This is a genomic window from Mucilaginibacter sp. (assembly GCF_028287845.1).
Lineage (GTDB): Bacteria > Bacteroidota > Bacteroidia > Sphingobacteriales > Sphingobacteriaceae > Mucilaginibacter.
This window is the reverse complement of record NZ_JAQBOW010000162.1, coordinates 71,513-85,969: the sequence shown is the minus strand read 5'-3', so window position 1 is coordinate 85,969 and position 14,457 is coordinate 71,513. Positions and strand designations below refer to the sequence as shown.

7 protein-coding genes are annotated in these 14,457 nt (G+C 41.6%); 3 read left to right on the top strand and 4 right to left on the bottom strand.

Translation table 11 applies throughout. The annotated features are described in order from the left end of the window. The first annotated feature begins 60 nt into the window (after nucleotides 1-60). The gene (locus tag JWP71_RS16350) at nucleotides 61-540 is read left to right on the top strand and encodes a universal stress protein (protein WP_299502154.1); all 480 of its coding nucleotides are present in this window, start codon (nucleotides 61-63) and stop codon (nucleotides 538-540) included. A 27-nt stretch (nucleotides 541-567) separates the two neighbouring features. Here the strand turns inward: JWP71_RS16350 and JWP71_RS16345 are convergent, their stop codons facing one another. Further along, nucleotides 568-1,857 (bottom strand): HAD-IB family phosphatase, encoded by a 1,290-nt coding sequence (locus JWP71_RS16345; protein WP_299502152.1) that lies wholly within the window; start codon nucleotides 1,855-1,857, stop codon nucleotides 568-570. 161 nt (nucleotides 1,858-2,018) lie between these two features. Here JWP71_RS16345 and JWP71_RS16340 point away from each other — a divergent pair, with 161 nt between their 5' ends. Continuing rightward, nucleotides 2,019-2,753, top strand: coding sequence for a DUF4136 domain-containing protein (locus tag JWP71_RS16340; protein ID WP_299502149.1), 735 nt, complete (start codon nucleotides 2,019-2,021; stop codon nucleotides 2,751-2,753). 73 nt (nucleotides 2,754-2,826) lie between these two features. Here JWP71_RS16340 and JWP71_RS16335 read toward each other — a convergent pair whose 3' ends face one another. Together JWP71_RS16335 and JWP71_RS16330 are read right to left on the bottom strand one after the other, a co-directional pair. Beyond that, on the bottom strand, nucleotides 2,827-9,195 hold the full coding sequence (locus JWP71_RS16335) for a putative Ig domain-containing protein (RefSeq protein ID WP_299502147.1): 6,369 nt from the start codon (nucleotides 9,193-9,195) through the stop codon (nucleotides 2,827-2,829). A gap of 44 nt (nucleotides 9,196-9,239) precedes the next feature. Continuing rightward, nucleotides 9,240-9,455, bottom strand: a complete 216-nt coding sequence (locus tag JWP71_RS16330) for a hypothetical protein (protein ID WP_299502144.1) — start codon at nucleotides 9,453-9,455, stop codon at nucleotides 9,240-9,242. A gap of 332 nt (nucleotides 9,456-9,787) precedes the next feature. Between JWP71_RS16330 and JWP71_RS16325 the strand changes: the two genes are divergently transcribed. After that, on the top strand, nucleotides 9,788-13,528 hold the full coding sequence (locus JWP71_RS16325) for a S8 family serine peptidase (RefSeq protein WP_299502142.1): 3,741 nt from the start codon (nucleotides 9,788-9,790) through the stop codon (nucleotides 13,526-13,528). A gap of 399 nt (nucleotides 13,529-13,927) precedes the next feature. On the opposite strand, the gene JWP71_RS16320 is transcribed toward JWP71_RS16325, so the two are convergent. After that, nucleotides 13,928-14,419, bottom strand: coding sequence for a hypothetical protein (locus tag JWP71_RS16320; protein ID WP_299502139.1), 492 nt, complete (start codon nucleotides 14,417-14,419; stop codon nucleotides 13,928-13,930). Nucleotides 14,420-14,457 lie beyond the last annotated feature (38 nt).

Sequence of the window (14,457 nt, the reverse complement as noted above, 5' to 3'; positions counted from 1 at the left end):
GAGGGGCTCAAAACATATTGCCCTTAGTTTGTTTATATATCTACACTAACCTTAATAACCATGCTCATCAAGAAAATACTCATCGGGATAGATAATAGTAAATATGCCGAACACGCTGCCAAATACGGATTTGATATTGCCCATAAATTTAAGGCCCATGTTGGGTTGGTAAATATTGTTGAACCTACTATAATGCCTTACAATAATTCGGGCGATGTTATATTGGGATCAACTATGCAGGATATGGGGGTGGCTGATATAGATATAATTAATATCCAAAATGAGCTTTCAGAAAGCATCATAAATGACGCCATCAAAAAATTTGCCGGCGACTTGGATGTAACGCATTTTAGCGAATTTGGTGATACCGCCGGTGGTATTATAGAATGCGGCAAACAGTTTAAAGCAGATCTGATAGTTATTGGTACCCATAGCCGCACCGGATTTGACCGCCTGATAATGGGCAGCGTTGCAGAGCATGTAGTGCGCCACTCAGAAGTGCCGGTTTTGGTGGTGCCGTTTCCGGATCATAGTTCATAGTGTGAATTTTAACCATGAACCACCAACTTAATACAGCAACCTGAACTTAATAGTATGTTCGATAGCTTTAAGCTGATTTAATACCTCGGTATCATAACCGGTATTAACATCAGTTATTACATAGCCAATCTGCTCGTTAGTAACCAAAAATTCGGCAACTATATTAATGTTATGGCGGGCAAATACGTCATTTATTTTGGCCAATATGCCTGGTACATTTTTATGGATGTGTATTAACCGGTGCGCATTATTTATACGCGGCGGCTGCAAATCAGGAAAGTTACAACTGGTATGCGTTTTCCCCTCGTTCATAAAAGCAATAACTCGTTTCGGTAAAAAATCGTCATTACGCGGATTATGCTTAGGGTCGTCAAAAATAATGATGCCGCTCTCGCAAGCTGTTTCTGATAGTTTGCGGTTTATCTTACCAAAACATCCAATAACTTTTAGCCTGCCTGCATTTTGTACCTGCTCTGGCGTTGGTTGGTTCTCTTCATCACAAAGTAATACACCGGCTTCATCCAGGTATTTTTCTTCAATGCTATCGCGTTGGCGTATATTATAACCCTCTTTTTGCATTTGGGTTAATACATCCTCTTCAATATTGCCTACAACAAGGCATTTAATGCGGTTTTTGGGGTAGGATATAGCACGGGGCAGCTTATTGATATATAAAAACTCATCAAAGCTTGGAGTGATGTGGTCTGCTTTTTCGGCGACAGATTTGCGCTCTATATTTTCTGTAAAAGCGAAGAATTTTTTGATCATGCCTGATTCCTTTAATTGGAAATCAGAGTAACCATCGCCAATGCCATAAATATCGCCTTCCAGTTTAAGCTCCTTTAACAGCTTAACTTTGCCGCCTTCCTGCGATAATGGGTTTGCGCGATCATAGCCAATAATGTTACCCTCTTCGTCAAACTCGAAAGTATTTGCATAAATGTTTTCTCTTTTGATATGATATTCGGTAACTACCGGTATAATAAATTCTTTAAAACCGCCCGATACGATCAAAACCTCGTCCTGGTGATTTTTAAAAAATATAGTATTGCGCGAAAATGAAGTAGAAACCTTTTTCTTCAAGTGAGTTATTAGCTGCTTTAAATGTTCGCGGTTGGCTTGTAAAAGTTTTACGCGCGATTCAAGGCTTTGGCTAAATGACAATCGCCCTTCCATTGAAGCGTTAGTCAGGTCCTCTATCTGCTGATATATTTTTTCTCTGTCGGGATGATTTTTTAGAGATATGCGGGCAAGCTCATCTAAAGCTTCTACCTGTGTAAATGTACTATCGAAATCTATTATAAAGTATTGGCTCATTCTCCTTAATATGGGATGTGCAAATGTGCGATTTTTGATTGGCTTTTTTTAAACCAGATAGCATTAAGTTTAATAAATTTTATACTGTAAAAAAAACTTAATTTATATTAAACCTTTTATATATCGGCAGTCTAATGAAATAATTTAGATGGAAAATAGCTATGAAAAAATCAATTTATGTAGTACTGGTTGCTTTGCTGGTATCTGGTATATCATCTTGTACCAGTTATGATTATTATGTTGCGGGTTTAAACAGAACAAATTTAAGCAGGTATCACACTTTTGCCTGGATGCCTGTGGCACATGATAACAGTAAGGCAAACACCAATATGGTTGCTGATGCTAAAATTAAAGATGCGGCTACCGCTGCATTGGTAACTAAAGGGTTAGTATTAAACCAGCGCGACCCCGATGTATTAATAAGTTACTCATCAATAGTAGGCAGGGGAGTGCGTACTTATTATTACCCTACTTATTATGGCAGTGGCATATATCCTGGTATGGGTTTGGGTATGGGTTTTGGTTTTGGTTTTGGATACGGCGGTTGGGGAGGCTGGGGTGGTTTCTACCGGCCATATTACTATGCTTACGGTGCGCCGTTTGCCTATTACGGCGGATATACAGCCTCCGGACAGGAACATTACAAAGAAGGAACTTTAATCATTGATATAATAGATCGCAGAAGCAAACAGGTAGTTTGGCGCGGATTTGGAGTTGGCGAAGTGCATCGTAATCATCAAAAAGATATTGACGATTTACCTAAGGTGGTAAGCGGTGTTTTAGATCAACTAAGCATGGCGCCATCAATTGCTCCGCCCGCAGGTGGCCGGTCCGACCGCAGAGGCCCGCGTGGCAGAGGCGCGGTAGTTAGCCCAACTTCAAGCAAATCAATATAAATTAAAAAAAGTAAAACGTTTTATAGCCTTGCAAAATTTTTAAGATTTTGCAAGGCTTTCTTATGCGGTGATATTATAGTTTTATAAATGCACTTCGGCCGGTTAAGCTATTGGTTTTTGTATTTACCACTTCTATAAAGTAAGTGCCCGGCAATAATGTGCTTACGTCGGTGTGCCATTCGGGCTGTCCGGATGTACCTGTTTTTACAACAATGCCTGTATTATTAGAGATGCTTATTTTGTAAGGTGCAGAGGCAGAATCACCTTGTTTTATAGCTAAGTTTATTACAGATTTTGTAGGGTTAGGGTAAACATTAATATTACTAACAACAGGAGCATTGGGCTGTGTAAACGTAATAACTACATTAGTTGAATAGGTTATATTTCCATTAATATCAACCATTTTTAACCTGTATAGATTTTGGCCTGTCACCGGGTGTGGGTCAAGATCATTATAAGTGCCCAAGCCTGCTGATGTTAAACTATCAAGGACGGTAAAGGTGCTGCCGTTATTTATGCTCCGTTCTAAAACAAATGTGGTGTAATTGCCTTCGTTTTCTGCAGACCAGTTTATTTTTACATCAGTTGTGCCTTTAGTAGCATTAAAGCTTAAAAGATGGACGGCATTGGCTAAGTTTTGACGTATAACCAAGCTAAATCTATGTGATCCGGTGGTGCTGGTATCGGCGGTTACCATAAAGCTGTAATTAGGATTATGCTTTATGTCTAACGAATCCTTTTTATAAGCATCCATTAACCAAACATCATATATGGCAGGTATATTTTTAGCTTCGGTTAAATTTAACTGATAAGTTCCAGTAGCTGTAACGCTGATATTTAACGGAATAGTTTGCGATTGCTTTGGAAGCGGTGTTTGATAAAGTGCCAAAGCCAGTTTATTGCTTGACATTGCCGACAAGCTTACTAAGCCCGATCCTTTTAAGTATAAGGCATCATCGCGTTGTGAATAAGCGGTAGTAGCTGCATTGTTAAAAACAATTACGGCTTCATCCTTATTAATGGCATCCTTCGTTAACTGAAGGCGCAAGTGCTGATCAGCAACCGGGGTAGCAGCATTTAATAATAAAACAGCTGGCTGGTTAGTTACTTTTGCCGATTCATTAAATATAAGCTGCGCACTTGAGGTAAGTGCCCGAACAAAAAATCCCTGGCCCTGCGGAATAATGTTTGATGCACCGGGAGCACCTGTTGCAAAACCTGCTGATGAACTTGTGGCGGTATAAACCGAGTAATTTTTTGTAGCCGTATTATAGATATATATAGAATTACTTAAATTGGTTGAGCAGCAAATGCCGGTTGTTGTAGTTGTGTTGTTATATATCGTATTCCAGTCAATAGAACTTGCGTATGGATTGCCCACCAGGTTAAATCCCTGAATGGATGTTGAACCACTTAAAGTAGAATTAGCTAAAGTATTTGAGCCCGAGTTAAACCAATCTTTAACCACAACCTGCCCCTGGTTTAGATGGCCTAATGTAGTTAATATAACATCATTTGGAGCTATACTGGCATTGGTGCTGTTATTTCCTCTAAAAAAGAATAATATACCGTTACCAACAGGTAGGTTAAAGTCGCCATCAATTGTGCTTATATTATAGTTTGGATTATTGTTTATTTTAGTTATTGCTCTGTAATTGCCGGCATTAAATGATGCAACACTTGGTACTTTGTCTTCGCGATATAAATAAATTGTAGGGTTGCCAGAAACGTCAAAACCACCCGCTACACCACCCGCTCCGGTTATGTAAGTACCACTGCCAAAAAAGTAAGATAGGTTGTAAAAACCCGTTGCTGTTACATCAGACACCGGTGATGAAAATAACCGGTAACCACGGTTGGTTAAATCACCGCCGCCGGTTACAAACCGTTGTACATTTACAGTACCATTAATTACTCCGGTAACTGTACCTGCTGGGTTTAATGATGCTATAGTTGCAGAACCCGCCGCGTCTGAATTTAAAGTTAATGATCCCGCTCCGGCATCTAAAGTTGTAGAGCTGGTTCCGTTAAAGGTAATAGCGCTTTGGTTATCCTCGTTAAATTTGCCGCTCATGGTTTTGGCGCCACCTGTAAAAACGGTATTAAAAAGTGTTGTACCTGTACCGCTGCCGCCGGCTAAACTTTGGCCCGAGCCCGTAAAGTTTACGGTTGGCCCACTTAAATCTACAAAAGTAGTTGTGCCATTGCTGGTAAGCGAGTTAGTAAAGCTGCCGCTGATGTTTAAATTCTTTGTATTATCACCCTGAACAGTTTTTACACCAGAGCCGCTAAATAATATATTAGCATAGCTAATACCAGTTGTTAAATTTGAGTTAGGGACGGCCATATTTGAATAAACAACCTGGTCATTGGTTCCGGTATAACCTATAGTTACTCCTGTGCCTATAGTTATAGTGTTTGTACCCGTTGATGAAAGGCCCGATAATGGCGTAGCGCCTGTAAACTGCAACGTTGTATTATTACCTATTGAAATATTAGGCGAATTATTTACAATGGCATTACTTGTTTGTATACCCGACACTGTCATTATGCCTGATGTCAAATTAAAAGCAGCATCATCATACCTGGTTCCTGAAGGGTGTGTTGAGGTAAGAGAAAGGTTACCGCTTAAGCTAAGGTTAGCAACAGATGAGGCCAGTGTTTCTGGATAAGAAGGAGCACTAAAATTATTTACTACATTAAGATTGGCAGCATTTATAGTACCCGCTCCCGAAAGTGTGGCTACTTGAACAGTGGCGCTGAGGTTTTGATAGGTAATATCGCCGGTAACTGTTAAAGTAGCACCGCTGCTTACAGAAATTGACGGGGCTGTGGTAGCGCCATTTTGCATCACTATCGAACCTATTTGAGTTACCCCTGCAGCGGATATAGTAGGGGTAGATAAGGTACCGGTAGCACCAATAATAATTTGGTCGGCAGGTCCGGGTACACCACCGGTCCAGTTACCTGCAGTGATCCATGAAATGTTGGCGCCTGTGCCTATCCAGGTCTTTTTTTGATAGCAGGTTATATTGATAATCCCGCTGCCGCTGCCAGCCGCATTCCAGGCGGTAACGGTATAATCAGTCGCAGCGCTTGATACCGATGGTGTTCCGGCAATGGCACCCGAAGTAGCAGTAAAAGTTAAACCTGCAGGTAAGGTTTTGTTTAAAAAATATCCGCCCGATGGCGAAAATTGATAAACCTGGTTACCGGTAAAATTTGCAGAATAGACGGTACCTGTTAAATCAAGAGCTAAACCACGGCAATCAGTAGCGTTACTTATGGTATATAAGGTAGTGGAGGTGGCTGGCGTGCAAACCAAAATATTATTACTGCTTGTATTGCCTATATACATCAGGCTGTTTACTTTATCAATTTTTAATGAAAAGGGAGTACTAAGTCCGGTTTTGAAACTTGAAGCTACAAACGCGGTAGTGTATTTTTCAACTGTATTGTTACCCTGGTTTAAAACAAAAATATTCCCGGCTGCATCTATATCAACGTCAACAGGCGTACTTAAACTTGCAGTTATTATTGAGGCTCCAACGCCGGCGGTAGTATATCTATATATTGCAGTTGATGTTCCATAGCTGGTAATATAAAGTCTGTCCGATGCGTCAATAGCCAAACCATAAGTAGTACCCGCTCCGGTTACAGTAATAGTACTTTGATATGCGCCTGTTGAATTGTATTTATATATGGTGGCGTTTGCATTTAATACATAACAGTTACCGGCCGAATCAAAGACTATTCCCATCGGGTTGACAAGGGCAGGAGCACCTGTACCATATGAAGTGGTTATCAAGGTAGTACCATCCGATGCATATTTAACTATATTATTTCCGCTAAAATTGGCTATATAGATATTGCCCGAAGCGTCAACGGCCATACGTGAAGGGTTGTTAAACGTTGTGCCGAAAGGCTGTGCTGCTGTGCTGCTGTACCCAACAGTGGTTACAACCGGGCTGCCTGCGTTTGTAAGGGTTGGGCTGGTAATAACCGCACTAACAAAATAAGAAACAGGTGTGGTATAGCTAATATCGGGTGCTAAAAGTTGTATTGAAATATTGATCTGCGTGGTTGAACTGCCTCCCGCGTTGCTTGTATTATAAGCAGTTACGGTATAAGTAGTCATGGCGGTTACCGCTGTAGGCGTACCCGTAATATTACCGGTTGTACTGCTAATGCTTAAACCGATAGGTAAATTAGGACTTATAAAATAGCCGCCGTTTGGTACATATTTATATAGTTTACTGTTGGTAAAATCTGATACATATAGCATACCCGCGTTATCAGTTATAAGGCCACGTGAGCCGGCTTGGGTAATACTAAAAAGAGCGGTGCCGCCGGCTGGGTTATAAACCTTAACTGTTCCGGCTCCCGGATCACCAACATATATATGGCCCGCGCCATCAACACATAATCCGTATGGGGCTCCGGTAGTTGTTATAAGGGATGATTGAAATGTTCCGGCTGAATTGTATTTAACAACAGTATTGTTTCTAATATTTAGTATATAAATATTCCCCGCATTATCCAGTGCCACATTAACCGGTTGACTTAAGTTGGTTGTTGACGCTATAGTTAACAGTGGGCTACCCCCGCTGGTACTGCATTTATAAACTTTGTAGGTATTAGTAGTTGTGCCACTATAATTAGTAATATATAAATTATCAGCGGCATCAATTGCAATGCCGAATGAAGTTTGCAGCGCAGTGGCGCCAAAAGTTAAAAGTGTACCGGTTGATCCGCCGGTTGAAGGGTATTTGTATACCTTACTGGCGGCAGCATTACTTAATACATAGCAATTACCGGATGAATCAAAAACTAAACCTACCGGATTGATTACCCCTGTAATAAATGCGCTTATTGTGCCCCCTGTACTGTATTTAATAATATTGTTAGCCGCGCTGTTAGCCACGTAAATATTGCCTGAGGCATCCTTGGCTATGCCAAATGGGCTGCTTAAAGTTACACCGGTAACCTGGGTGCCTATACCATATCCGGTAAATGAAGCAATTGCACCGCCGGATGAAGTAGGCGAATAAGTGCTGATAGCATGGTTAAGAGAGTATGTTTGTATTGCAGGGCTATAGCTAATAGAGGGCACCGTAACTACACTTAATGTAATAGTTGCAGACGAACTGCCCGTACTGTTAAACGCTTTAATGGTATAGGCTGTTGAGGTAGCAATGGCTGTAGGTGTGCCGCTTATTATACCGGTAGTGCTATCAAAAGTTAAACCCGCGGGCAATGTAGGGCTAATACTATACCCGGTAGCAATAATTTTTCTGATAACGTTATTGTTATAATCTGCTAAAAATATATTGCCGGTAGTAGGATCTACTTTTAAAACCCTTCCGTCAAATTCGGCCGCTGTGCCAACAGCGTCAATTAAACCAGCGGTCCCGTTGCCTGCTATTGTAGTTACAACTCCGGTAGGAGTTATCATTCTGATAGTGAAATTACCACTGTCATTAATATATACGTTGCCTGATGCGTCAACTGCTACTCCTCTGGGGTTGTTAAAACTTGCAGCTGAACCTGTTCCGTCTGCAGAACCGGCGGTGCCTGCGGTATTACCGGCAAACAAGGTTACAACGCCTGCAGATGTTATTTTTCTTATTTGGTTATTGTTTTGGTCGGCCACATATATATTACCAGCAGCATCAACTGCTATTCCGGTAGGCCCGTTAAATCTGGCAGCTGTAGTTGTACCGTTAGTATTTCCGGTTACTCCGGTTGTACTTCCCGCAAGTAGCGTTACCACGCCGGCTGATGTTACTTTTCTTATCTCATTATTAGTATAATCAGACACGTACATTGCGGTAGCAGTAGAACTGTAGGCAATGCCGGCAGGGCCGTTAAAAAGTGCAGCGCTTCCTGTTCCATTGGTAAAGCCGGTGGCTCCGGTTACGCTGCCGGTCAGCAAAGACACTACGCCTGCAGAAGTAATTTTTCGTATTTCGTTATTTGCATAATCGGCAACATATACGTTGCCTGAGCCGTCTACGGTCACATCATACGGAGTGTTAAAGCTGGCGCTAGTGCCAGTGGCGTTGATTTTACCGGCAACGCCGCTTCCGGCAAGTGTTGTTACCACTCCGGCGGCTGTTATCTTCCTTATCGCGTTATTAGATTGATCGGCAATGTACATATTGCCCGAAGCATCTATAGTCATACCTCTGGGTAAAGCAAATTTTACGTTAGTGGTTCCTGTTCCATTCACAAAGCCACTTGTTGTGCCTGCAAAAGTTGAAACGGTGCCGTAAACAGTGGCAGGAACGGCTCCCCCGGTATTAGTGGGAGATAGTGACACCGCGCTGCCCACAGCAAGTATCTGTGGAGTGTTATAAGTAATAACAGGCGCCTGGGCGAACAATTTGCTGGTTGAAAGTAGTAAAAACAGCAAAAAAATAATATGTTTTGGCTTGTTCAATGTTTAAATTATTAGTAAAATAATTACAAGGAAAAATGATTAATTCAAGAAAGCAATTGGCGTGAAGCCTTTTGCTTATTATTTAAATACAAAACGGTAATAATTAAACCGCATCCAGCTAATAACATCACCCACGAGTCAAGCGGGCAGTCAGAAAGATCCGGATCACCGCCACCACATGCAGGAGCGCCGGGATCTTGGGCAACAACCGTCATGGCCATAACTAAAAATAATAAGGTTAAAGCGATTGTTTTTTTCATTTCTAATTGTTTATAGCTCAACTGGTATTGGTAGCTATTAAACAAAAGTTATGCTAGGAAGACTTTGTTAAAACAATCTGGAATGATATGACAAATTTTATCCCTCTATATGTATAATTTGATGATGTTGATTTGTTTTAATTAAAAAAACTATAAAAAAATTTCTTTATAGTTAGTAGAAATAATTCCCCTAACTGGGTTTGTTTTTTCTCGTTAAAGAGTTTTAAGCTTTAATCTGCTACGGTATCCATCATCGAAAATTTTTATAAGTGATTAAAAATGCGGGAAACTTGTTTAGCTGCTTTTAGTAAACTAAATTGCCTCCTAATTATATGAACAAAATTTACACAGCCGCTTTTTGGTGTTTTCTATTAGTGTTTGCCAACCAGGCATTTAGTCAGCAGGTTTTGGTTACCGGCACTAAAAAAACAGAACTTGATAATATTTTTACACAATCAAATAACTTATATCAACAGGGGCATCAAAAAGCATTATCCCTTGCAAAAAGCCGGGGGTGGTTAATTAACCGCCGCACCCGCAATGGTGGTTTGATTTCATTACAGGGTGTAAACAGCTTAGGCTTCCCGGTATATTTAACCACGCATAATAATACTACCGCTGCAGCAACTACAGGTACCAACCAGGTGCAGCCGGGCGGTTCAACAGGGTTAAATTTATCGGGTTCAAGTACTTTCTTAAATAACAAACTGGCTATTTGGGATGGTGGCTGGGTATATAGTGCGCACCAGGAGTTTGCAGGTAAAACCATATCACTTAAAGATACCTCAACTATAATTGACCATGCTACACACGTGGCAGGTACAATGTTGGCTAAGGGTATTTATGCACCGGCTAAGGGCATGGCATTTAATGCCGCCACATTACTATCATACGATTTTAATAATGATGTTGCCGAAATGAGTCGCGCCGCGCCGGGATTGCTGCTATCCAATCATTCTTATGGTGATGTGGCAGGCTGGAACTATGACGAAACAACATCAAGGTGGGAATGGTATGGCCTGCCCGGAGATTCGGTTGATTATAATTTTGGCTTTTATGATTCGCGCACCCAATCATGGGATAAAATAGCCTACAATGCACCTTATTATTTAATAATCGAGTCAGCAGGTAATAGCCGCGGTTATCCCGGCCCTGCTGTAGGGGCAACTTATTATGGTTATACCAGCCGTACTGATCAAACATTTGTAAATAAAGGGCCAAGGCCTGCTACTATAAGCAGCAATACGGGTTATGATGTTATTAGTACCACAGGTACGGCAAAAAACATATTAACGGTCGGCGCTGTAAATTCACTGCCTAATGGTCCGTCAAGCAGTGCTGATATTATCACTGCCTATTTTAGCAGTTGGGGGCCTACTGATGATGGCCGGGTCAAGCCCGATCTGGTAGCCGATGGGGTTAATATTTTATCCTCAAGCAGTAGCGGCGTTGCCGCTTATAGCGCTGAAGATGGCACCTCTTTTTCTGCACCAAATGTTACCGGATCATTATACTTATTACAAGAGTATTACGCGCAAAAAAATGCAGGTGCCTTTATGCGTGCCGCAACTTTAAAAGGATTGGCCTGCCATACCGCTTTTGATGCGGGCAACCCCGGCCCCGATTATATTTTTGGCTGGGGATTATTAAATATGCCCAGAGCCGCGCAGGCAATTACAGATAACAATATAAAAAGCCTGATCAAAGAAAATACGCTTACACAGGGGCAAACACAAACTTTTACCACTGTAGCATCAGGCAATGGACCTCTTATGGCTACTATATCATGGACAGACCCACAGGGGACGCCAACTGTTGACGGCACAATAAACAGCCGTACCCCCAAATTGGTAAATGACCTGGATATAAGGGTTACAGATGGTACAACTACTTATATGCCATGGGTACTTGACCCGGCAAACCCCGGCGTAGCGGCAACCACTGGCGATAACATAAGAGATAATATAGAACAAGTTTATTTAGCTAACGCGATACCGGGTCATACATATACCATAACCATTTCGCATAAAGGTGCGCTGCAATCAGGTTCGCAAGCATATTCACTTATTGTTACAGGTGCAGGCGGTACGGCGTATTGTGCATCGGCACCAACATCAAACGCCGATTCGCGGATTAATAATTTTACTTTTTCAAACATAAACAACACTCCGGCTGCTGGCTGCACTTCATACTCAGACTATACTAACTTAACAGCACAGTTAGAAAAGGGAAAAACTTATCCGTTAAGTATTACTTTGGGTACATGTGGCAGTAATTTTAATAAAGCTGCAAAAGTATTTATAGACTGGGACGGTAATGGGATTTTTGATGCGGGTGAATTGGTTGCAACTACGGGTATAATTAGTACTCCGGGCACTTATACAACAAGTGTTACCGTACCGGCAACTGTGGTGCCCGGCAATTACAGCATGATGCGGGTAGTGCTAACAGAAACAAACGACACTACAACCATACAACCCTGCGGCAGCTATGGCAAAGGCGAAACGCAGGACTATCGCGTACAATTTTTACAAGCCAGTACAGATGCCGGGGTTACAGCAATTGTAAATCCTCAGGCTACGGGTACCTGTAATGGCACAACAACGGTTACCGTTACAATTAAAAACTTTGGAGCATTGGCAATTTCTAATATACCGGTTACTGTATCTATAAAAGCACCCGATAATACGGTAACAATCATTAGCGAAACTTATACAGGTACGCTTACCCCACTGCAACAGGATGACTTTACCTTTAGCAATACCTTTAATGCTGTCGCGGGTTCAACCTATACCATTACTGCTTCGACAGCGCTAACCGGTGATGCAATTAGTGCCAATAACCAAAGCAGCCAAAATGTGTTAATATTTACGCCTGGCGCACCCTACAATCTTGCCGCGCTTTACTGTATCAATGCCAACAACTATTTGTTAACTGGTGCAGGCGATGGTCAATTATTATGGTACCAAAACAGTACAGATGCTGTTCCGTTTGCTTATGGCACATCGGTTTCAACTGGAGTAACACCGGTTAGTAGTACATTTTATGCCGGGTTAAATGATTTTAGCGCTACTGTAGGCCTTGCTACTAAAAATGTTTTTTCGGGCGGTGGTTATAACCAGTTCTCGCCCGCTGTGAAGGTGTATACCGCTATCCCTATGATTATTCAAAGTGCGCGTCTGTACATTGGCAATGCCGGGGTAATAACCTTTAATGTAACCAATGCAAATGGGCAAGTTGTAGCAACAACAATTATACACGCTACCGCCACCCGCGCCAACCCGCAACCCGGCGCGCAAGCCGATGATCCGACCGACCAGGGTAAAGTTTATAATCTTAATTTATTATTACCTGCCGCAGGCAATTATACCATTTCGGCAGTTTATGATGCAACGGTAACTATTTTTCGTAATAATAACGGTGTAAGCGGTTATCCGTTTAAAATTGGCAACCTGTTTAGTATTACCGGTAATGATGCCGGCCCAACTACAGGTACAGATACAACTTATTACAAAAGTTTTTACTATTACTTTTATAACATGCAGATAAAAAGCGCGGGCTGCCCTTCATTATCCCGTGTGGCAGTAACGTTATCAAAACCTGTTATAACACAAACCGGCAATATATTAAACTCCAGCTTTGCATCAGGCAACCAATGGTATTTAGATGGTAAGCCTATAAGCGGGGCAACAGGGCAAACGTATGCACCTTTGCAAAGTGGTAATTACCAGGTAGATGTTACTTTAAGTACGGGTTGTGTATTGCAATCGGATGCGTTTGTATATGCATTAATAGCCCTTCATCCGGGTACTGATACAGACATTGGGTTGGTTACTTTCCCCGAGCCTGCAAATAAGCAGCTAAATGTACTTTTCGTTGCTAAAACAGCCAGTCAGTTAACACTCTCATTAATAAATAGCGGAGGGGCAATAGCCTATTCCAAAACACAGGCTGCCGCGGCAGGTAGCTTTAGCACGGTAATAAATGTTGCTGATCTGTCGGCTGGTACTTATGTGTTAAGGGCAGTGCTGGGATCAAAAGTTTATGCGCAGAAAGTGATCATTATACGGTAGGTTAGGTATGCTGCCTCGCATCGGAGACTCACCCCCTAACCCTGATCCAGCTGATCTACCCTGGTCTCAATGTCATTCGGTAGAATAATAAATACCAAAATAAATGCCGTGTTGTGATTCCGGCCCATCTCACTTAAAACCCCAGGGAAATCGCTTTTAAAAATTGACTGTACCAAAGGGGTCATTTACCCATAAGGGCGATTTTTGGGCTAAAGCCGGTACTAATTCTTTTACGGGTCCGTCACATAAATGTGACGGCAATGATAGCAAAATAGTTTTTTTTATTGCCGTTGGCTTCAGCCAACGGACTAAGATTATAATCATATACGGGCTTTAGCCAAAACCGGTAGTTATATTTTGAAGCTATGTCTGCCTGAATTTTAAAAGCGATTTCCCTGTTTAAAACGTATACTTTAAACCAAGCCCCGGTGCAATATCAAAATATGGCCCTGAAGCCAGCTCTATCCTGGGGTTAAGGTCAAGGCTTATGGCAATGGGCGAAGCAGGGATAAGATACTCCAGGCCAACAGTTGCATCGCCACCCAACAACAGCTGTGGATGCGTATAAGTATAGTCATTACCATTAAATGTTCTGTAAGTACCCTGGCCCACAGAGCCAATATGCCCGCCAAAGCCATAATAAAATTTTAAAGCGGGCACATTAAAGGCTTCCTGGTTTATTTCATATAGCCCGGTAATCACTATGCCATTCTGCCTGAAACCTAATAGAGCTTCGTAGGCTATGCTGTTATCTACAAACACTTTACCCGATATGCCATTTTCATAACCGCCAAATTTTAACCCGACAGCTGATTTATAATCCTGTGCGCTGGCTTTACCAATAAATAAAAAAAAGGCTAAAAAGAGTAAGGTATAAGTTGCTTTTTTCATGATGTTATAACGTGGTTTTTTCTTTTTTATGGTAAAGA

Bases quoted from the DNA above. Each gene is read 5' to 3' on its own strand.
- JWP71_RS16350 (WP_299502154.1), top strand. From the start codon at position 61: ATGCTCATCAAGAAAATACTCATCGGGATAGATAATAGTAAATATGCC.
- JWP71_RS16345 (WP_299502152.1), bottom strand. From the start codon at position 1,857: ATGAGCCAATACTTTATAATAGATTTCGATAGTACATTTACACAGGTA.
- JWP71_RS16340 (WP_299502149.1), top strand. From the start codon at position 2,019: ATGAAAAAATCAATTTATGTAGTACTGGTTGCTTTGCTGGTATCTGGT.
- JWP71_RS16330 (WP_299502144.1), bottom strand. From the start codon at position 9,455: ATGAAAAAAACAATCGCTTTAACCTTATTATTTTTAGTTATGGCCATG.
- JWP71_RS16325 (WP_299502142.1), top strand. From the start codon at position 9,788: ATGAACAAAATTTACACAGCCGCTTTTTGGTGTTTTCTATTAGTGTTT.
- JWP71_RS16320 (WP_299502139.1), bottom strand. From the start codon at position 14,419: ATGAAAAAAGCAACTTATACCTTACTCTTTTTAGCCTTTTTTTTATTT.